This is a genomic window from Psychroserpens burtonensis DSM 12212 (assembly GCF_000425305.1).
Classification (GTDB): domain Bacteria; phylum Bacteroidota; class Bacteroidia; order Flavobacteriales; family Flavobacteriaceae; genus Psychroserpens; species Psychroserpens burtonensis.
The window spans coordinates 21,506-40,115 of the sequence record NZ_KE384347.1 but is presented as its reverse complement, the minus strand read 5'-3'; the positions used below and the strand labels follow the sequence as shown (position 1 = coordinate 40,115).

Sequence of the window (18,610 nt, the reverse complement as noted above, 5' to 3'; positions counted from 1 at the left end):
GCGTGCTAAAGTATCAATTTCAAAATAATCCTCAAAAGGATATTGTGACAAATCACTTAGATTCCAATTATACAGCATTATAACTAATTTAAGTGAATTAAATTTCAAAATTTATCATAAAACAATTGCGATTATTCACGTAGTATGTTAACTTTGTTACATTAGTATTGAAATTTGTAAATGAGTAAAATCGAAGATGTTGTCGATTCTTTAGAGAATAAAATTAGCAAGGTTTTGCATAAACTTGAAGTTTTAAAGCAAACAAATGCAAATATTTCTCAGGAGTTAGCATTACAACAACAAAAAAGTATTCAACAACAAGAAGAATTAAGTTCTTGGGTTGAAAAACATGAAGCTCTCAAAATGGCAAATTCATTACTTGGCAGTGACGAAAATAATAGAGAAACAAAGCTCAAAATAAATACATTAATTAGAGACATTGATCATTGTATTTCTCAACTATCTGAATAATAAACGTTAATGGCAGAACAGCTTAAAATAAAACTATCAATAGCAAACAGAGTATATCCTTTAACCATAACACCTGGCCAAGAGGAAGGTTTACGAAAAGCAGCTAAAAAGATAGAAGCCATGATAAGTCAATTTGAGCAAAACTATTCTGTGAGAGATAAGCAAGATGTTTTAGCAATGTGTGCTTTGCAGTTTGCGTCTCAAGTAGAACAGAAAACAATAGATAAGGCCAGTGTTAGTGAAGACGTTGAAGAAAAGCTCAACGCTTTAGATCAATTACTTCAAAAACACTTAAGTGCTTAGCGTTCTTTTAAATAAAATAATAGGTTACTGCCTACATTAGTGATATTTTTTGATAAACTCAACGTTAATTCTTTAAAAAGGGTGAGTTTAAGTTGTAAAATCGGGCTGCCAGGAGTTGAATTTATTCGATTTCAAAGCAGATTTTTGATCAGCTTGTTAGCCCTAAACTTGTTTTTAAGGAGTTTATACAAAACCAGAACTAGTGTAGGCTTTTTTTTGTGCTACAATCTTAGGATTGTATATCCCAATTGGATATTGGGAACTTTTGAAAATATCAAAAATTTTAAAACTAACTAAACATGGATACGAATACAATTTTAATGATTGTTGGAGGAGTGGTACTCGGCCTAGTAATAGGATATGTGATTGCTAAATCATTAGAGAAAAGCAATGCATCAAAACTTATAAATGATGCTCAAAAAGAAGCTGAGTCAATTTTAAAACAAGCGAAAAACGATGGCGAGATTATAAAAAAAGATAAGATGCTTCAGGCGAAAGAGAAATTTTTAGAACTGAAAACTGAGCATGAGAAAGTTATTTTATCTCGCGATAAGAAAATTGCAGAAGCCGAAAAAAGAACGAGAGATAAAGAATCTCAAGTGTCTAGTGAATTAGCTCAGAGTAAGAAATCTAATCAATCTCTAGATGATAAATTAAAGGATTATAATTTTCGTTTAGAATTTTTAGAAAAGAAAAAAGAAGAAGTTGAGAAAGCTCATAAGAGCCAAATTAGACAGTTAGAAGTTATTTCTGGATTATCTGCAGAAGATGCAAAATCACAATTGGTAGAGTCTTTAAAGGGTGAGGCGAAAACAGATGCAATGAGCTATATCCAACATACTATGGAAGAGGCTAAATTAACGGCTCAACAAGATGCCAAGAAAATCATAATTAACACGATACAACGTATAGGAACAGAAGAAGCAATTGATAATTGTGTATCTGTTTTTAATATTGAATCTGATGATGTAAAAGGACGAATTATTGGACGTGAAGGTCGTAATATTCGTGCTATTGAAGCGGCAACAGGAGTTGAGATTATAGTTGATGATACACCAGAAGCAATTATATTGTCTTGTTTTGATTCTGTAAGACGCGAAATTGCGCGTTTATCTTTACACAAGTTAGTTACAGACGGAAGAATACATCCTGCACGTATTGAAGAAATCGTTCAGAAAACGCAAAAACAAATTGAGCAAGAAATTGCAGAGGTTGGTAAGCGAACAGTAATTGATTTAGGAATTCACGGTCTACACCCTGAATTGATTAAAATGATTGGACGTATGAAATATCGTTCGTCTTACGGGCAAAATTTACTACAACACTCGCGTGAAGTTGCTAAACTGTGCGGAGTTATGGCAGCAGAATTAGGATTAAATCCTAAATTAGCAAAACGAGCAGGTTTATTACATGATATAGGAAAAGTACCATCATCTGAAGCAGATATGGAAACGCCTCACGCAATCCTTGGGATGCAATGGGCAGAAAAACATGGTGAAAAGCCAGAAGTTTGTAATGCTATTGGAGCTCACCACGATGAAATTGAAATGACAACATTGTTAGCTCCAATTGTTCAAGTTTGTGATGCTATTTCAGGAGCTAGGCCAGGAGCAAGACGACAAGTATTAGACTCGTATATCCAACGTCTTAAAGATCTTGAAGAAGTTGCCTTTGGGTTTAGCGGTGTAAATAAAGCTTATGCTATCCAAGCAGGACGTGAATTGCGTGTTATGGTTGAAAGTGAAAAAGTGACTGATGAGCAAGCGGCTAATTTATCGTTTGAGATTTCGCAAAAGATCCAAACAGATATGACATATCCTGGGCAAGTAAAAGTTACCGTAATAAGAGAAACAAGAGCGGTGAATATTGCCAAATAATTTCCGACGTAAATAATATTATAAGTATAAAAGCACTCTAACTAGAGTGTTTTTTGTTTTTTAAAGGTGAGCATAAAAGTAGAGCCTTCATCCAATGTGCTTTCTACACCAATTGTTCCGCCTAGAGCTTCCATTTGTGTTTTAGTGATGTATAAGCCTACACCTCTAGAATCATCTCTTTTTGTACTATGAAACGTTTGATATATTTCAAAAAGTTGGCTTTTGTATTTATGGGTATCAATGCCTATTCCATTATCTTCAATTAGAATTTTAAGTTCATTTTCAGAATGAACAGACTGTAAAGTGATTTTAGAATTGCGATTGTTAGATTTGTATTTAATTCCATTTGAAATCAAATTATAAAGAATACTTTCCAAATAGGATCTATTTACATTTATAAAATCATCTTTGATTATAGAATTATAAATAGCAATTTCGCTATGAGCGATGTCCATTTCTAGACTATTAATGACCTTTTCTGCACAATCAAAAACATTAACGCTTTCATTGAGCTCTTTGGCGTTTGATTTAGTTTTTATACTGATGATGTCATCCAAATCCACAATTGTTGTTGTAAGTGCGCCAGAAATCGTTTTTAAATGATGCAGTAGCTCTTCTTTTTCTTCTTCGGAATTAGTTTCATCAAGAAATTCAAGAATATTTTTAAAATTACCAATGTGAGTCTTCAAGTTATGAGACACGATGTGAGTGAAATTATGTAATCTTTCGTTTTGACTTGTGATGAGCTCAAGATAAAGCTCAGCCTGTACTTCTTTCTTTTTTCTGTAAGTAATATCGGTATGTGTACCAATGATACGCGTTGGTTTTCCTTTTGCATTTCGCTCAACTATTTTACCTTTATCAAAAATCCATTTATAGTTGCCATCTTGACATAAAACGCGATGCTCATTTCTATACACATCTAATGATCCGTTGATATGTGCTTTGAAATCTTTAAAATAAGTTTCAGAATCTTCTGGATGTACTCTGCGATCCCATTCGGTTGGAGATTTTGTCAATTCACGCTCCTCAAAGCCTAGAATTTTTTTGGACTGTTTAGAATAAAAAACTTCATCTTTAATGATATCGTAATCCCAAAGGCCAACATTAGTATTTTCTAACGCTATTTGCCACCGCCTATCATTAAGCGTTTCTTTTTGTTCAATATTATTTTGATTACTGGGGTTTTTTCTTCTCAAGAACATTTAATAGCGCTTTTTATGGAGACATCACTTTTCGAAGAGTGTCACCTTATAACTGTTAAAGATATCACTTATTTTCTCGGATGATGCTTAAGAAGAACTTCTTTTAAATGCGACTTATCAATGTGCATATAAATTTCTGTTGTTGTAATACTTTCGTGACCAAGCATGAGCTGAATGGCTCTTAAGTCGGCACCATTTTCTAAAAGATGACTAGCAAAAGAATGTCTAAATGTGTGTGGAGAAATAACTTTATTTAAGTTAATAGCTTTAGCAAGATTTTTTATGATTGTAAAAATCATTGCTCTTGTCAATTGTTTGCCTCTATTATTAAGAAAAAGGGTGTCTCTATAATCTGGGAGAATATCAATATAAGCTCTGATATCTTTCCAAATAAGAATATATTTCTGAGTATTTGGACCAATGGGAACAAAGCGCTGTTTGTCGCCTTTACCAGTTACTTTTATGAAGCCTTCATCAAAAAAGAGATCAGAAACCTTTAAATTTGTCAATTCACTAACACGAAGTCCACAACTGTATAATGTTTCTAAGATGGCTCTATTTCGTTCTCCAATTCTAACACCATTGTATTCTTTTGTTAAATCAATAGCCTCTATAAGCTCATCAATATCTTTAATAGATAAGGTGTCAGGTAATTTTCTTCCAGTTTTTGGAGATTCTATTTGGTCTAACGGATTTGTTTTACGGTAATCTTCAAAAACTAAATAATTAAAAAAACTGCGTAAACCAGATATTAAACGTGATTGGGACCGTGGGTTAATTTGTTTTGATACCTCGTAAATGAAAGCTTGTACTTGCGCATAGTCAATAGTGACAGGAGAGATTGTAATTTGATGAGCATCAATATAGTGCATAAGCTTTTCTACATCTAACTCATAATTTACAATAGAGTTATGAGATAGTCCTCTTTCTATTTTGAGGTAATACTTATAGTCGTTTAGTGCATTTTGCCATTTCATAATAAAAAAAAATCACCCAGTTGTGGGTGATTTTAATATAATACTTTTAATATTAATAATTGTCTGTCAATATATTTATAAGATCGACGATTGCCCAGATCCCTAGACCTCCAAAGGTTATAATAAATAAGATGTTCCATCCTATAGACCATCCTAAGTACCATCTATGTGCTGCGAATGGCCATAAAAAAGCCCACAATGCAACAGCAATCCATTTATCATCACTAGCTTTTGCAGCTGGAGAATAGAATTCAACTGATGATGAATCAACAGATACGTTATCTGTTGTTGAGATAGTTGTAGTCGTTACAACTGCAGCTCTTTTAACTGGAAATGATGCGTAACTAAGAGAAATCGCAGCAAAAAAGAACAAAAACGAAAGTAAAAATTTAAATTTCATATAATATTGGTTTAAGTTTGTTCAACAATAATAAGAAAAAAATATGATAAAAGGTAGTGTAAGAATCCTCTTTATTTTAATACTAGGCTTACAGCTAACGTCTGCACAAGAGTCTAGTGAGTATATTGGAGCTATAAAACTTAATGACTCGGCTATTATTACCTATAAAGTTAAATTTAATATCAACTATGACCAAGTTGAAGGTTATTCAATAACAGATTTTGGAGGCGATCATGAAACTAAATCAAAATTGAAAGGAATTTATAATCCGTCTACAAGAGAAATTTCTTTTAACGAATATGATATTGTGTATACGAAGTCTGATGTGATTCATGACGATTTTTGCTTTGTACATTTTGAGCCCACATATTTTAAACCAGGTAAAACCAAATATTTTAAAGGTGATTTTAAAGGTGAATTTTCTGATGGTGAAGAATGTATTAGCGGAGAGTTGTTTCTTAACGCTGCTGAGAATGTTGAAAAACGCATGGAAAAGATGTCAAAAAAAATAAATAAATCTGATAAAGTGGCTGATAGTATAAAACAAAAGGCTACAGATTTAAAGCTTTTAGAGAAGCTCAATATGAATATTCTGAAAAAATCTCAAGTTACTAGTGTGTTTTCAAAGAATGAAACAGTGTCACTTCTCATTTATGATGGTGGACAAGAGGATGGAGATATGATTTCAATAAAAGTTAATGGAGATTTTATATTAAGACGACATACTATTTCTAAGGAGGTTAAAACTGTAGAAGTGCCTCTAACATCAAAAAAGACTATTATAGAGGTTATAGCAGATGGTGTTGGCACGATGTCAACAAATACAGCAGTCATAGAAATTCATGATGGAGTTAATAAAATAAGGGCCATGACTAATCTTGAAAAAAATCAATCTACTCAAATACACGTACTTCAAAAAAGAAAATAATAACTTATGTTTTTAAAATACGACAAATCATAAGTTTATGATTTTTTGTTTGTAAAATTGTTAATAACATCCATGAAAATGGTGGTGGTCTAAAAAAATGTATTTTCTTTGCATTTTTCAATTATAAACGTACTGAATTGGTATAAATAATACATTAAGGTTTTACTAATGGTTTTAAAAAGAAGGGCTATAAATAGCTCTATAACGGTTAGTATTAATACTAGTTTATCTGTTAAGTCGTGTGATAATATGGTTAAAACACTTAAATTTATGTTATTTTTCTTGCGTGATAGCAAAAATCATTATATGTTTGCCGACCAATTTAAAATAAATAAAATTACTTAAAACTAATTATTATGAAAAAATTATTACTTATGGCTGCGGTTGCAGTATTCGGATTATCAAATGTAAATGCACAAGATGACCAACCAACTTATGGTTTTGAAAAAGGAAATATCTTTATTGAAGGCGGTGTTGGATTTAATAGTACAAATGATAAAAATACCGAAGCAGAAACTAGTGGTTTTGTCATTAGTCCTAAAGTAGGTTACTTTATTAACGACGATTTAGCAATTGGAGGAAGGCTTTCTTACAATTCTTTTAAGGAAGAACTTGCAGGCACAGACACTCAAGATCAAACTGGTTTTGGTGCTGGTGTTTTTGGACGATATTACTTTTTGGATTTAGGTGAACGCTTTAAAACGTTTACTGAGTTTGGTATCGGTTTTGGAAGTACAAATGATAAAATTAGTGATTTTAAAACAAATTCTTTTGGTGCAGGATTAGATCTTGGTATCAATTATTTCGTTACTGAAAAGATTGCTTTATCTTTTGGACTAAAGAATGTATTATCCTTCTCTTCATCTAAAGTAGATGTTGACGGAGCAGAAGCAGTATCTCAATTTAACTTAGGTTTTGGAGATGTTGCTAATCCTTTTGGTGGTAATGCAGCATTTGGTATATTATTTGTTTTATAGGACGAAATATAATCAAAAATATAAATCAAACCGAAGCCTAACCGCTTCGGTTTTTTTATGCTCAAATTTTAATATCTTTACTCCATGAAGCAACTCATTATTATAAACGGTCCAAACCTTAATCTTTTAGGTCAACGTGAGACTAATATCTACGGAAATTTAACGTTCACAGAATTTTTTGATCAAACCGTTAAGAAATTTCCAAACGTTATGCTAGAACATTTTCACTCTAATATTGAAGGTGAGTTGATTGATAAAATCCAAGAGGTTGGCTTTAACTATGATGGCATTATACTTAATGCAGCAGCCTACACGCATACCTCTATTGGTATTGGTGATGCTGTTAAGGCGATCATGACTCCTGTGGTAGAAGTTCATATATCCAATACATTTTCTCGAGAAGAGTTTAGGCATAAATCCTATATTTCTCCTAATGCTAAAGGTGTTATTTTAGGATTTGGATTACAGAGTTATGAATTGGCAATCCAAAGTTTTTTGGATGAGTAATATATAATATAGAAAAACGTCACTTTTTTATTATGAAATATACAACCACAATATGTAGTCTTTTTTTATTTTTTTCTCTTCTGAAAAGTAACGCACAATCCAATGTCGACTTCGGAATTAAAGGAGGTCTAAATCTTACCTTTTTTAAAATTCAAGAAGCACAATTTGGAGACAATATAGAAACCGAAGCTGGTTTTTATGGAGGCATTTTTGCGGATTTTGAAATTGATGAAACCGTTTCACTTCAACCAGAACTATTATACATTCAACTAAATGACTTCAGGTTTATCAATGCGCCAATCTATGCCAAGTTTTATTTATCTGATAAATTGAGTTTTATGGCTGGTCCAAGTCTAAATTATTTTTTCGACTTCTTTACAAATAAATTTAAAGTAAGAGGCGATATTGCCACAGCTTATAATATCACTGAGTCTATTGATATTCACATGAAGTTTGTTGTGGGTTTCAATGAGGTTGCTCCAAATGGATTATTTTTTGGAGTAGGTTATAAATTTTAAAAAAAAAATGCGACTTGAAAATTAAATCAAATCGCATTATTATCTTTTTTATGATTCTAACTTAGAGATGAATTACTTCACCATAAGCATCGGCAACAGCTTCCATAACGGCTTCACTCATTGTTGGGTGAGGATGAATGGTTTTCAATACTTCATGACCTGTAGTTTCTAGTTTACGACCTAAAACAGCTTCAGCAATCATGTCTGTTACACCAGCTCCTATCATGTGACAGCCTAGCCATTCGCCATATTTGGCATCAAAAATCACTTTTACAAAGCCGTCTTTTGCACCACTAGCGCTTGCTTTTCCTGAGGCTGAGAACGGGAATTTACCGACTTTAATATCGATGCCTTGCTCTTTTGCTTGTTTTTCTGTCAGGCCAACACTTGCAATTTCTGGAGAACAATAGGTGCAGCCTGGTACATTTCCGTAGTCAAGCGCTTCAACATGCTGTCCTGCAATTTTTTCTACGCATAAAATACCTTCGGCAGAAGCAACGTGAGCTAATGCTTGACCTGCAGTTACATCACCAATAGCGTAATAACCAGGGATATTTGTTTGGTAGTAATCGTTTACTAATATTTTATCTCTATCAACAGCAATACCTACATCTTCCAATCCAATGTTTTCAATATTAGATTTAATACCAACAGCAGATAATACGATGTCGGCTTCTAAAATTTCTTCACCTTTTTTAGTCTTTATTGTTGCTTTAACGCCTTTTCCAGAGGTATCTACATGTGTTACTTCTGAGGACGTCATTACTTTAATTCCACTTTTCTTAAACGAACGCTCTAATTGCTTAGAGATATCTTCATCTTCAACAGGAACTATATTTGGTAAATATTCTACGACAGTAACATCTGTTCCCATCGAGTTATAGAAGTAGGCAAACTCAACACCAATTGCTCCAGACCCAACAATAATCATTGTTTTAGGTTGTTTATCTAAGGTCATTGCTTGTCTGTATCCAATTACCTTTTTGCCATCTTGAGGCAAACTAGGCAACTCACGAGAGCGAGATCCTGTTGCGATAATAATGTGGTCTGCAGTATAATCTGTACCGTCTACTTCAACTTTTTTACCTGTTTTCAGTGTTCCGAAGCCATTAATTACATCAATTTTGTTCTTCTTCATCAAAAACTGAACACCTTTACTCATGCCATCTGCAACACCGCGACTACGTTTTACTACTGCGCAAAAATCATGACTTGCATCTTTCACATTAAGCCCATAATCCTCAGCATGTTTTAAATATTCAAAAACTTGAGCAGATTTAAGTAATGCTTTAGTGGGAATACAACCCCAGTTTAAGCAAACACCTCCTAAGCTTTCTTTTTCTATAATAGCAGTTTTTAAGCCCAGTTGTGAAGCTCTAATTGCTGTTACGTAGCCTCCAGGGCCACTACCAAGTACTATAATATCATATTTACTCATGAGTCTATTTTTGTCATATAATTAAGATTACGAAGTTACAAAACCAAAGTTTAAAATTATAATAACTAAAACACAAATTGTGAAAACTAAATTATGAGATTCGAAGTGTGTTTTTTAAATTATAGTTGCCCTAAATTATTTGAGCTATTGTTTTATATAAATCAACTTGTTTTGTCCATCATTTATAATGAGTTGTGTCTCGTTAACCGTCTCTATTTGTAGTATATAAGGTTTAGTATAGTAGTACTTATTGTCTTCTAATTGTTCAATAATACCTATGGTATAATCTTTATAATATTCAAGGTCTTCATTAGTAACAGGTTTGTAAATCAAAATCAAATTATCTGTAATTCTCCAATAACTTGATTCTAAAGAATCAAGTTTAAAGTATGTATTTGAAATTTTGATATCTAGACGCTCACTAACTTTCTTCTCAAATTTGGCTTCAACAGCATAAAAACTGGTGGATGATGTACTCAAGGTATCCAACCCTATTTCTACCATTTTCATTTCATTTTTAAATCGCCAGTGCCCATAAAAATTTGAACGCTCTAAGTTTTGTGAACTTATGAGTACTGGTATTATAACTAAAATTATGACTAATTTAAACTTCAAAAGCACATGTATTCATTCTTATGTGCCAAGGATTACAACTAAATTTGATATTATTTTAGTCACAATTCATACACAACTATATTGTTATTTAGTAGGCACGAATTTTAAAGCCACACCATTAATACAATGACGCTTACCAGTTGTTTTTCTGGGACCATCATTAAAAACGTGTCCAAGATGACCTCCACAAGTTGCACAATGTTCTTCATCTCTACTATACCCTAATTTAGTGTCTGAGCCATAAGCCACATTGCCTTCAATTTCTCTATCAAAACTTGGCCATCCTGTGCCAGAATCAAATTTATGTTCGCTTTTAAATAATGGCGTTTCACAAGCAGCACAATGAAATGTACCTTCACGTTTTTCATTATTTAATTCACTAGAAAAAGGACGTTCGGTTCCTTCTTGTCTTAAAACATAATAGGCTTCGCTTGATAATTCTTTTTTCCATTCGGCTTCAGTTTTAGACACTGGAAATACGTTTTGCGTATTGCTTTCCCTTTTTTGTGCTGAAGAGTTGCAGCTAAAAAACAAGGTAATTGTGAGTAATATTATTATCTTTTTCATTTTGTAAAAATAAGGATTTTTAATTATTCTTTAGTCGTGTGTGAAATTAAACACCTACAAAAAAACTAAAAATATATTGATGGATTTCAATTTTTTTTTAGAATTTATTTATTACTTCAAAAAGATATTTAGTTCTCAGTAAAATTCGTATTACTTTTGCTTTAAATGCGACAAAATTATAATGTATTGGGTCAAACACAAAACAATCATTTTGTAAATTAGCTTACACATAAAAAATCATTAACTATGAATATTAAAAAGAACATTGTAACTGTAGGAGTGATAGTATTATTTCTGTCTTGTGCTACAAACCCTTTTACAGGAAATAAAACGTTAGCATTAGTGCCTAATTCACAGTTGTTTCCCACTGCGTTTGCTCAATATGATCAGTTTTTAACAGAAAATAATGTTATTACAGGTACATCAGATTCTGAAATGATAAAACGAGTAGGGCAGAGAATCGCAGTTGCAGCTGAGCGTTGGTTGAATGCCAATGGACATCAAGGGTATTTAGATGATTATAAATGGGAATATAACCTTGTCAATGATAAAAATGTAAATGCTTGGTGTATGCCAGGTGGGAAAATAGTTTTTTATACTGGTATTTTACCGATTGCACAAAATGAATCAGGAATAGCAGCCATTATGGGACATGAAGTTGCTCATGCTCTTGCAAATCATGGTCAGCAACGTATGAGTGCCGGTATGTTACAACAAGTTGGTGCGGTCGCAGGAAATATAGCGATTAAGGATGAGCAATCTCGTAACTTGTTTAACCAAGCCTATGGTGTAGGTAGTCAAGTAGGTGTCATGTTACCGTTTAGTAGAAGTCATGAAACACAATCTGATGAGATTGGTCTCTATTTAATGGCTATTGCAGGTTATAATCCAAGTGAGGCTGCAGAATTATGGAAACGTATGAAAGCTAACAGTGGTGGAGAAGCACCACCAGAATTTATGAGTACACATCCATCAAATGACACACGAATTAAAAATCTTGAACAGTGGGCTTCTAAAGCGGTAGCTGAAGCCAAAAAATTTGGAGTAGACTCATTTAGACCTTTAGGTAACTTTTAATTGTAAAGATTAAAATTTATAGTAATTTCGAAGCTGTCCAATAAAGGACAGCTTTTTTTATTGAATAATTATTTAAATAGCAGAATTCAATATGTCTCATCGAGATTGGGATCTCTCGCTGTAAGATAAAGGTTAATTGAAAATAAGAAATTTTTAATATGAGTCAACTAAAAAAAGGTAATAGGACACTTCTTAATGCTTGGGCATTTTATGATTGGGCAAATTCGGTCTACACATTAACAATTGCATCTTCGATATTTCCCATATTTTATTCGGCTCTTTTTGCAGATCAATTACAAAAAAATATTCCAGCATTTGGGATGGTTTTTAAAAGTACAGCCCTAATTACATACGTTACAGCATTTACTTTTTTGGTGGTAACTTTTACTTCTCCAATATTATCTGGAATTGCAGATTATGTTGGTAATAAGAAGAATTTTATGAAATTCTTTTGTTACGTTGGAAGCGCAGGATGTATAGGGTTATATTGGTTTAGTTTAGAGAATATTCATTTGAGCTTATTGTTCTATTTTATGGGTCTCATTGGGTATTGGGGAAGTTTGGTATTTTACAATTCTTATTTGCCAGATATTGCTTATCCAGAGCAGCAAGATCGCATTAGTGCCAAAGGTTTTTCGATGGGTTATTTAGGTAGTGTTCTTTTATTACTTCTTAATTTAGCGATGGTAATGAAACCAAATTGGTTTGGATTTGACATCAGTATTTCTGATAACCTTAGACAAACAGGAACAGAAGTTCAAATTCTAGAAGCATTAAAATTAGCAAAAGACAACGCGTCTATCGAAGCCATGAGAGTTGCTTTTATAACCGTTGGTTTATGGTGGGTTATTTTTAGTCAATATTCATTTTATATTTTACCGAAAGGGATTTCTAACGGTCGTAAAGTAACGACATCAATTGTGTTCAATGGACTAAAAGAATTAAAACTCGTTTGGTTAGATCTCAAACAGAATTTGCGTCTAAAACGTTATTTATTAGCTTTTTTTGTATTTAGTATGGCAGTACAAACCATCATGCTAGTCGCTGTTTATTTCGGTGAAGAGGAAATAGCTTGGGGCGATTCAAATGCTAAGACACAAGGCCTAATACTGAGTATTCTTGTAATACAATTGGTTGCAATCCTTGGGGCATTCTTAACATCTCGTGCGTCCTCTATCTTCGGAAATATTAAAACTTTGATTATAGTAAATTTCATATGGATGGGGCTTTGTTTTTACGCTTACTTCATGGAAACACCAGTTCAGTTTTATATTGCAGCCTCTTTTGTTGGACTAGTAATGGGAGGCATACAATCACTAGCGCGTTCTACATATTCTAAATTCCTTCCAGATACAGAAGATACAACGTCCTATTTTAGCTTTTTCGATGTTGCTGAGAAAATTGGAATTGTTATAGGTATGGTCATTTTTGCAACGATTGACCAGATTACGGGAAGCATGCGTAATGCTATTCTGTTTTTATTTGTTTTCTTTTTAATAGGGATTGTTTTATTATTTAGAGTCCCAGAGGAAAATAAATAAATGAGAATATTTGTCGCAAATAAACTCTAAATTAATTTTATCTTGCCTTATTATTTTTTGCATCACATTCAATTATGATAGTGATTCTTTTTAAGGATATTAACCCAAGCAATTGCAATGTAGCAACTATTGAGTCGGGATCTGTAATTGAAGATTATAGTAACGCTAATGCCAACTCTCATATAAGCATTTAGGGACACCGTACTTATCAAGACATTATATCTACAGAATTCTCAAATAAAATTAAAATATCCATATTATAAATTAGTCGCAGATTAGAGCCTTATAAGTTAGCAGTCATCGTCGTATATTCAGATGATGGAGTAATACCAGTATCTCATTATTGAATTGTTTATTTTAATAATGGTGGTTACACTCCGGCGTTTGAAAATGTATTTTTACAATTACCCAATTTGGACCAGTGGATCAATTCTTTAGAGCAACTTTTGACTATTCTTTGGAGAGGACTATTTTGATTAAATACTAGAAATTAACGTAATAAAACCGGCATTTGAATTAATAAATGGTAGTTTTTTATTTACACTAGCCTATAAAAATTGTGCTTAACGCATTAAAATTAATTAGTATGTTTGTAGAAACCTTATATCCTATGAAAATTAAATTTATCCGCAGTCTGTTTGTAATCATTGCAATTATGTCGTTTCAATCTTGTGAAAATGAATCTTTGGATTCTGATTTTACTGAAAATGCCAATGATGGTACAGATGGAGATAGTACTAATAATGGAGGAACCGATGGTGACGTAGGAGAGTCTTCTGGAGATTATTGGCCAAGAGCTATCGGAAATATATGGAACTTTAATGATACGTTTTATGGTGATACAACCTATAATATGATTTCTACGGAAACTATCGATGACAATCTGTACTATAAATTTGATCAATTAATGAATCAAGAATCTTGGTTGAGAAAAACTGGAGACAGCTATTATATCAGAGCAGCGGTTCAAAGTTTTCCAATTGAAGGTTATGAGGTGGCGACAACCTATTTAACAATCAAGATGTTAAAAGATAGTGCTCAAATAGGAGAAACTTGGACAAACAATGTGAACTATACAATAACGTATGTCCCTATTACTGAAGGATTACCAGAAATACCTGCAATTAACATAGATGCAGTTTATGATTTAGAGATGATGGGTAGAGACCTTACGAGAACTGTTGGAGATGTTACTTTTGAAAATGTATTGCACGTGGAGTTAAATTTAAGTTCTGGCCAAGTATCATCTACCGTGGATTACTATTATGCAAAGGATGTTGGTCTTATTGAATTTGTTGGTGATCAAAGCTCTGGTGCTTTATTAAGTTATACGTTAAATTAGAATCTTTTATTTCTTAATAATAATAATAAGTTTGTAGAAATATATACAATATGAAACTAAGTACGCAAATTTTATTATACACTTTATTGCTCTCATTCCTGTCTTGTGAAGATGAACCTATAGAAGGTGATTTCTTAACAGGAGGATTAACTTGTGAAGTAGCACTAGCAAATACTTCACAAGCAGCATTAAATTTTTTGTCCGTTAATGATGATAATTACACACAATTGTGTACAGCTTACCGTAATGCTTTACAGGCACAAATTCAGGCCTGTGGTGATTCAGACGCTAGTTTGCAAATTATAGTAAATGGGCTGGGAGATTGTACAAATAATAATCAAGAAGCAACGGCTCTTGAGGGAACTTGGTTATTAACTGCTTGGTTAGGAGAGGAACCTATAGATCTAAACAATGATGGTACAGCGAGTGATAACTTTTTAGATGAAATGGACTGTTATGAAAATGAAACCATTGTGTTCGATATAGATGGTACAGCTATTTCCATGAGCACTTCTTATGCGTCCTTTATTTTTGATATTGAAGTGGGTACAACAGATCAGTTCACATATACAATTGAGTGCGAATTTGAAGATGAAAACACAAATATGACTTGGTCTCAAAGTGGTAATACTGTCACACTAGATGATGGAACTACTGTATCGGATTTTATATTAAATGGGAATCAACTTTCAATATTTATTCCTGAAGGGTTTTTTGCATTTAGCTCAGATTTCACTGCAACGACTACTCAAGATTTGACATTCGTTTACACAAAACAATAAAGGATTTAAACAATAAAAAAAGCCACTAACTGGACTGATAGTGGCTTTTTTATTATTCTAATTTGGTTTAATTCTCTATACTTCCAGAGCCTGTTACTTTGCTATCCTCTTTTGTTGGATTCCCTCGATAGACGATATCTCCAGAGCCCACTACTTTCGCTTTTAGTTGTCCTGTACACACAACCTCCGCGTCTCCAGACCCTGTAACAGATACATCTGTGTTTGTTGATTTTAGATCAAATCCATGAAAATCTCCAGACCCTGTTACACCAGCTCTTAAATCATTTGTAGCCCCTTTTAAAGTTAAATCTCCAGAACCAGAAACTTTACCAGTAGCAGATTTAGTTTGAATAGTCAAAACAATATCTCCAGAACCAGACAGTGACACATCTAAAATATCTGAATTTATGTAATCTTCATTCCATAAATCTCCAGACCCAGAAAGAGAGACAGTATCAATTGCTTTAAAAGGAATCGTGATTTTTATTGTTTTGTTTCTACTTGGGTCTAGATTCTTACCTTTTTCAGTTTTTATAATTAATTTCCCACCTTTAACTTCGGTAACAATATATTCTAATAGATTAGATTCTCCTTCGATGGTGATTTTCCCTTCTGTTCCAGCGACTAATACGTAATCAAAACTGCCTGCGCAATTTACAGCATCATAATCGGATGTGGTTCTTGTTAGTGTCGCTGTATTGCCATTTCCTTTAATTTTATTTCCTCCCCATTGTGCCTGTAAAAGTGTAAAGTTTAATAAGGCTGCAATTAATACTATTGATTTTTTCATGATGATATTTTGTTTAAGTACTCGTTTTAGTTTCTTTTAAAAGTAACACTTCCATATTCAGATTTTATTTTAATAAGGTTATGACTGTTGGAATCTCCATAATAACCTTGGTAATATTTGTCTGTTGATTCTATACGTTTCTTAGTAAACTCAAAGTCATCTGTATCACGCAGAGAGGCGTATTCTAAATCAATATCAAATCTAAATTTGTAAGAAGAGTCGTATCCAATTGTTATTCCATTAAAATTAGAATCAATTTCAATGTTGCCAGCATTAGCTGTCATTTCTCCAATTTTTATAGAGCCATAATCTGCTTTTAGATTGACATTTTTGTAAATTTTACCTAACCTAACGGTCAAGTAATCTCCGTTACCAGTAACGTTATTCGCATTATTGATTTTTATAGAACCATAATCACAGTTATAGGTTATGTTTTCTGCGATTTCAACTTCAGACTTTGTGTAATCAGCATTAATGGATAGCTTTTTTGCTTTTCCGACTGTGTAACCACTGTAATCTGCATTGATATCTCCTCCATTTATATATTCAAAATACGAATTGTTTGTATAATCAAATGTGATAGAATTGTTATTTGCCATTAATTCTTTGGTCGTAATTTTTCCGTAGTCACAATTAATAACTGCGCGACCTTCTAGTTTATCTAAATCAATATTTCCATAGTCATTATTTAAATCTACACTGTTGGTAATTGGCATCTTAATAATGTAATTGATTTCCATATTAACTTTATTGTTGTTTCCCCAATTCCACCAAGAATTAGATTTACTTTTAGTAAACAATGTTTTTGCAGAAACCATTGCATTAGATCTAGAAAACTCAATATCAATATCATTAAGTTTTTGTCTTACTTTTTCTAAATCGTTACCATTAGTTTTAATTCTAACCTCAAACGTAATTGTAGAGCCTTCATAGGTCGTAATATTAATGTTTCCATAACTATTGTCGACTTTTAAGACCGCATTAGCACTAACATTAAACTCCTTTTTTATCGTTTTCTCTTTGGTATGTTCTCCATTCCATTTCTCGTGTTCTGTGGCAAATACAAGCGTTGGTACTAAGATAAAAGCGAATAGTAACTTATATAGTATTGTTGTTTTCATTTTGGTTTAGTTTAAAATTTTTGACATCTTCAATATGTTCTAATACGGTTTGTAATATATCTATGCGGTTTTGGAAATTTGCAATCATAGCGTAAATAACACGCTTGTCGTTTCCACTTTCGTTTAAATCTATTTGAAGAGATTGATATTCGTTTTCTAAAACTTTAAGTGCTTTCATAGCATCATTAACCATCTCTTCTGTCTCTGGAGAGCGCTGCGCTTCTAGAGATGCAACTTCTTGAGCTATAGCAGTAGTGAAAAAGGATTGTGTTTGAGACAGCTCTGGAGATACACTTGCTAAATCCGTAAGAGTATTGTCTTGTTGTTGCTGCATTACAGTAAAAACACTAAAACAAAGCAGTACAGATGCAGCAACAGCTAGAAATGGCTTCCAGTAATTGTTTTTTTTCGGTGCGCTTTTTACCACAGTATTGTTTTGCTGTTTTAGCTTCTCTAAAAACCGACGCTCATGACCCCTATTTGGCATATCAACATCAAAGTTTCCTTCGAGGTCGTAGAATAGTTTTTTAATGTTATCTTTTTTTGTCATGGCGTGCTTTTATAAACTTTTGGCTTTTTTTAATATTGAATCAGCGGCTCTAATTTTTTTCGTAGGCTATCTTTTGCTCTTGAGATCATGGTGCGACAATTTGCAGCCGAAATATCCATAATCTCACAAATCTCTTCATAATCATAACCTTCAATTAAGTGGAGAGTTAAGCATGTTTGATAATTATCTTTAAGCTTTTTAATGCTCTCTAAAACCTTATTAACTCTAATGTTTTTAATTTTATAATCTTCTGGGATACCAGAAGTATCTTCAACTTTGTACAACACATCGTCAAGAGCGATTTCTTGATATTTATTATTCTTTTTATAATGATAAATACTGTTATTGATTACGATTCGTTTTAACCATGAACCAAAAGTTTTAATTTCTTTAAGACTATCTAATTTTGTGAACGCTGTTAAAAATGAATCCTGCATGATGTCCTCAGCCTCAAAACTGTCTTTAACAATTCTAAAGGAGGTGTTGTACATGGCTTTGTAATATCTATTATAAACCTCCATTTGTGCGTGTTGGTTTCCAGATTTACAAAGCTGTAATAACTGTTCTATATTTTGATTGGTTAGTGTCAAAAAACAAATGCTTTAATATAGAGATAAGGTGAGT

Annotated in this window: 21 protein-coding genes and 1 other RNA gene; 12 read left to right on the top strand and 10 right to left on the bottom strand. The window is 32.7% G+C overall.

Features of this window, described 5'->3' with window-relative positions:
* Positions 1–180 precede the first annotated feature (180 nt).
* The 4 genes from H593_RS0116820 (at position 181) to rny (ending at position 2,651) form a co-directional block, all read left to right on the top strand.
* Positions 181–471, top strand: a complete 291-nt coding sequence (locus H593_RS0116820; RefSeq protein WP_028873486.1) for a hypothetical protein — start codon at positions 181–183, stop codon at positions 469–471.
* Between the two features lie 9 nt (positions 472–480).
* Entirely contained in the window at positions 481–774 is a 294-nt protein-coding gene (locus H593_RS0116815; protein ID WP_028873485.1) for a cell division protein ZapA, read from the top strand.
* Between the two features lie 56 nt (positions 775–830).
* A non-coding RNA gene (gene ssrS / locus H593_RS20635) (6S RNA) lies at positions 831–959 on the top strand.
* Positions 960–1,073: 114 nt separating this feature from the next.
* Positions 1,074–2,651: a ribonuclease Y gene (rny, locus tag H593_RS0116810; protein ID WP_028873484.1), complete on the top strand. Its 1,578-nt coding sequence runs from the start codon at positions 1,074–1,076 to the stop codon at positions 2,649–2,651.
* Between the two features lie 41 nt (positions 2,652–2,692).
* On the opposite strand, the gene H593_RS0116805 is transcribed toward rny, so the two are convergent.
* The 3 genes from H593_RS0116805 to H593_RS0116795 form a co-directional block, all read right to left on the bottom strand.
* Complete coding sequence (locus H593_RS0116805) at positions 2,693–3,856, bottom strand: sensor histidine kinase (protein WP_028873483.1); 1,164 nt, start codon at positions 3,854–3,856, stop codon at positions 2,693–2,695.
* Positions 3,857–3,924: 68 nt separating this feature from the next.
* Positions 3,925–4,833 (bottom strand): site-specific tyrosine recombinase/integron integrase, encoded by a 909-nt coding sequence (gene xerA, locus H593_RS0116800; protein WP_028873482.1) that lies wholly within the window; start codon positions 4,831–4,833, stop codon positions 3,925–3,927.
* 52 nt (positions 4,834–4,885) lie between these two features.
* Entirely contained in the window at positions 4,886–5,233 is a 348-nt protein-coding gene (locus tag H593_RS0116795; RefSeq protein ID WP_028873481.1) for a TM2 domain-containing protein, read from the bottom strand.
* Between the two features lie 43 nt (positions 5,234–5,276).
* Between H593_RS0116795 and H593_RS0116790 the strand changes: the two genes are divergently transcribed.
* The 4 genes from H593_RS0116790 to H593_RS0116775 all read left to right on the top strand — a co-directional run bounded on the left by H593_RS0116790 (position 5,277) and on the right by H593_RS0116775 (position 8,163).
* Complete coding sequence (locus tag H593_RS0116790; protein WP_051229803.1) at positions 5,277–6,161, top strand: hypothetical protein; 885 nt, start codon at positions 5,277–5,279, stop codon at positions 6,159–6,161.
* A gap of 356 nt (positions 6,162–6,517) precedes the next feature.
* Positions 6,518–7,138, top strand: a complete 621-nt coding sequence (locus H593_RS0116785; protein WP_028873479.1) for an outer membrane beta-barrel protein — start codon at positions 6,518–6,520, stop codon at positions 7,136–7,138.
* Between the two features lie 84 nt (positions 7,139–7,222).
* Positions 7,223–7,645 carry a type II 3-dehydroquinate dehydratase gene (aroQ, locus tag H593_RS0116780; RefSeq protein ID WP_028873478.1) on the top strand — a complete coding sequence of 141 codons (423 nt, stop codon included), beginning with the start codon at positions 7,223–7,225 and terminating at the stop codon, positions 7,643–7,645.
* A gap of 32 nt (positions 7,646–7,677) precedes the next feature.
* A complete protein-coding gene (locus H593_RS0116775; RefSeq protein WP_028873477.1) occupies positions 7,678–8,163 on the top strand; it encodes a porin family protein in 486 nt (161 codons plus the stop codon).
* Between the two features lie 61 nt (positions 8,164–8,224).
* On the opposite strand, the gene lpdA is transcribed toward H593_RS0116775, so the two are convergent.
* The 3 genes from lpdA to msrB all read right to left on the bottom strand — a co-directional run bounded on the left by lpdA (position 8,225) and on the right by msrB (position 10,783).
* The gene (gene lpdA / locus H593_RS0116770) at positions 8,225–9,601 is read right to left on the bottom strand and encodes a dihydrolipoyl dehydrogenase (RefSeq protein WP_028873476.1); all 1,377 of its coding nucleotides are present in this window, start codon (positions 9,599–9,601) and stop codon (positions 8,225–8,227) included.
* A 144-nt stretch (positions 9,602–9,745) separates the two neighbouring features.
* On the bottom strand, positions 9,746–10,216 hold the full coding sequence (locus H593_RS0116765) for a hypothetical protein (RefSeq protein ID WP_147230984.1): 471 nt from the start codon (positions 10,214–10,216) through the stop codon (positions 9,746–9,748).
* 84 nt (positions 10,217–10,300) lie between these two features.
* Positions 10,301–10,783 carry a peptide-methionine (R)-S-oxide reductase MsrB gene (gene msrB / locus H593_RS0116760; protein ID WP_028873474.1) on the bottom strand — a complete coding sequence of 161 codons (483 nt, stop codon included), beginning with the start codon at positions 10,781–10,783 and terminating at the stop codon, positions 10,301–10,303.
* 246 nt (positions 10,784–11,029) lie between these two features.
* Here msrB and H593_RS0116755 point away from each other — a divergent pair, with 246 nt between their 5' ends.
* From H593_RS0116755 to H593_RS0116740, 4 genes are all read left to right on the top strand, one after another.
* On the top strand, positions 11,030–11,860 hold the full coding sequence (locus tag H593_RS0116755; protein ID WP_028873473.1) for a M48 family metallopeptidase: 831 nt from the start codon (positions 11,030–11,032) through the stop codon (positions 11,858–11,860).
* A 158-nt stretch (positions 11,861–12,018) separates the two neighbouring features.
* A complete protein-coding gene (locus tag H593_RS0116750) occupies positions 12,019–13,401 on the top strand; it encodes an MFS transporter (RefSeq protein WP_028873472.1) in 1,383 nt (460 codons plus the stop codon).
* Between the two features lie 610 nt (positions 13,402–14,011).
* On the top strand, positions 14,012–14,743 hold the full coding sequence (locus H593_RS0116745; RefSeq protein ID WP_037052853.1) for a hypothetical protein: 732 nt from the start codon (positions 14,012–14,014) through the stop codon (positions 14,741–14,743).
* A 50-nt stretch (positions 14,744–14,793) separates the two neighbouring features.
* Positions 14,794–15,525, top strand: coding sequence for a hypothetical protein (locus tag H593_RS0116740; protein ID WP_028873470.1), 732 nt, complete (start codon positions 14,794–14,796; stop codon positions 15,523–15,525).
* Between the two features lie 67 nt (positions 15,526–15,592).
* Here H593_RS0116740 and H593_RS0116735 read toward each other — a convergent pair whose 3' ends face one another.
* Genes H593_RS0116735 through H593_RS0116720 form a run of 4 tightly spaced genes read right to left on the bottom strand, consistent with a single transcriptional unit; the run spans position 15,593 to position 18,576 of the window.
* The gene (locus H593_RS0116735) at positions 15,593–16,315 is read right to left on the bottom strand and encodes a head GIN domain-containing protein (protein WP_028873469.1); all 723 of its coding nucleotides are present in this window, start codon (positions 16,313–16,315) and stop codon (positions 15,593–15,595) included.
* A gap of 26 nt (positions 16,316–16,341) precedes the next feature.
* Positions 16,342–17,436 carry a DUF4097 family beta strand repeat-containing protein gene (locus H593_RS0116730; protein ID WP_028873468.1) on the bottom strand — a complete coding sequence of 365 codons (1,095 nt, stop codon included), beginning with the start codon at positions 17,434–17,436 and terminating at the stop codon, positions 16,342–16,344.
* Entirely contained in the window at positions 17,414–17,986 is a 573-nt protein-coding gene (locus H593_RS0116725; RefSeq protein WP_028873467.1) for a hypothetical protein, read from the bottom strand. Before H593_RS0116725 ends, H593_RS0116730 begins: the two co-directional genes overlap by 23 nt.
* 29 nt (positions 17,987–18,015) lie before the next feature.
* Positions 18,016–18,576, bottom strand: a complete 561-nt coding sequence (locus H593_RS0116720; protein WP_037052852.1) for an RNA polymerase sigma factor — start codon at positions 18,574–18,576, stop codon at positions 18,016–18,018.
* Positions 18,577–18,610 lie beyond the last annotated feature (34 nt).

Excerpts from the sequence above, each read along its gene's own strand:
- H593_RS0116775 (WP_028873477.1), top strand. The coding sequence starts at position 7,678 with ATGAAATATACAACCACAATATGTAGTCTTTTTTTATTTTTTTCTCTT.
- H593_RS0116740 (WP_028873470.1), top strand. The coding sequence starts at position 14,794 with ATGAAACTAAGTACGCAAATTTTATTATACACTTTATTGCTCTCATTC.
- aroQ (WP_028873478.1), top strand. The coding sequence starts at position 7,223 with ATGAAGCAACTCATTATTATAAACGGTCCAAACCTTAATCTTTTAGGT.
- msrB (WP_028873474.1), bottom strand. The coding sequence starts at position 10,783 with ATGAAAAAGATAATAATATTACTCACAATTACCTTGTTTTTTAGCTGC.
- rny (WP_028873484.1), top strand. The coding sequence starts at position 1,074 with ATGGATACGAATACAATTTTAATGATTGTTGGAGGAGTGGTACTCGGC.
- H593_RS0116755 (WP_028873473.1), top strand. The coding sequence starts at position 11,030 with ATGAATATTAAAAAGAACATTGTAACTGTAGGAGTGATAGTATTATTT.
- H593_RS0116725 (WP_028873467.1), bottom strand. The coding sequence starts at position 17,986 with ATGACAAAAAAAGATAACATTAAAAAACTATTCTACGACCTCGAAGGA.
- xerA (WP_028873482.1), bottom strand. The coding sequence starts at position 4,833 with ATGAAATGGCAAAATGCACTAAACGACTATAAGTATTACCTCAAAATA.
- H593_RS0116730 (WP_028873468.1), bottom strand. The coding sequence starts at position 17,436 with ATGAAAACAACAATACTATATAAGTTACTATTCGCTTTTATCTTAGTA.
- H593_RS0116805 (WP_028873483.1), bottom strand. The coding sequence starts at position 3,856 with ATGTTCTTGAGAAGAAAAAACCCCAGTAATCAAAATAATATTGAACAA.
- H593_RS0116735 (WP_028873469.1), bottom strand. The coding sequence starts at position 16,315 with ATGAAAAAATCAATAGTATTAATTGCAGCCTTATTAAACTTTACACTT.
- H593_RS0116795 (WP_028873481.1), bottom strand. The coding sequence starts at position 5,233 with ATGAAATTTAAATTTTTACTTTCGTTTTTGTTCTTTTTTGCTGCGATT.
- H593_RS0116815 (WP_028873485.1), top strand. The coding sequence starts at position 481 with ATGGCAGAACAGCTTAAAATAAAACTATCAATAGCAAACAGAGTATAT.
- H593_RS0116820 (WP_028873486.1), top strand. The coding sequence starts at position 181 with ATGAGTAAAATCGAAGATGTTGTCGATTCTTTAGAGAATAAAATTAGC.
- H593_RS0116790 (WP_051229803.1), top strand. The coding sequence starts at position 5,277 with ATGATAAAAGGTAGTGTAAGAATCCTCTTTATTTTAATACTAGGCTTA.
- H593_RS0116745 (WP_037052853.1), top strand. The coding sequence starts at position 14,012 with ATGAAAATTAAATTTATCCGCAGTCTGTTTGTAATCATTGCAATTATG.
- H593_RS0116785 (WP_028873479.1), top strand. The coding sequence starts at position 6,518 with ATGAAAAAATTATTACTTATGGCTGCGGTTGCAGTATTCGGATTATCA.
- lpdA (WP_028873476.1), bottom strand. The coding sequence starts at position 9,601 with ATGAGTAAATATGATATTATAGTACTTGGTAGTGGCCCTGGAGGCTAC.
- H593_RS0116750 (WP_028873472.1), top strand. The coding sequence starts at position 12,019 with ATGAGTCAACTAAAAAAAGGTAATAGGACACTTCTTAATGCTTGGGCA.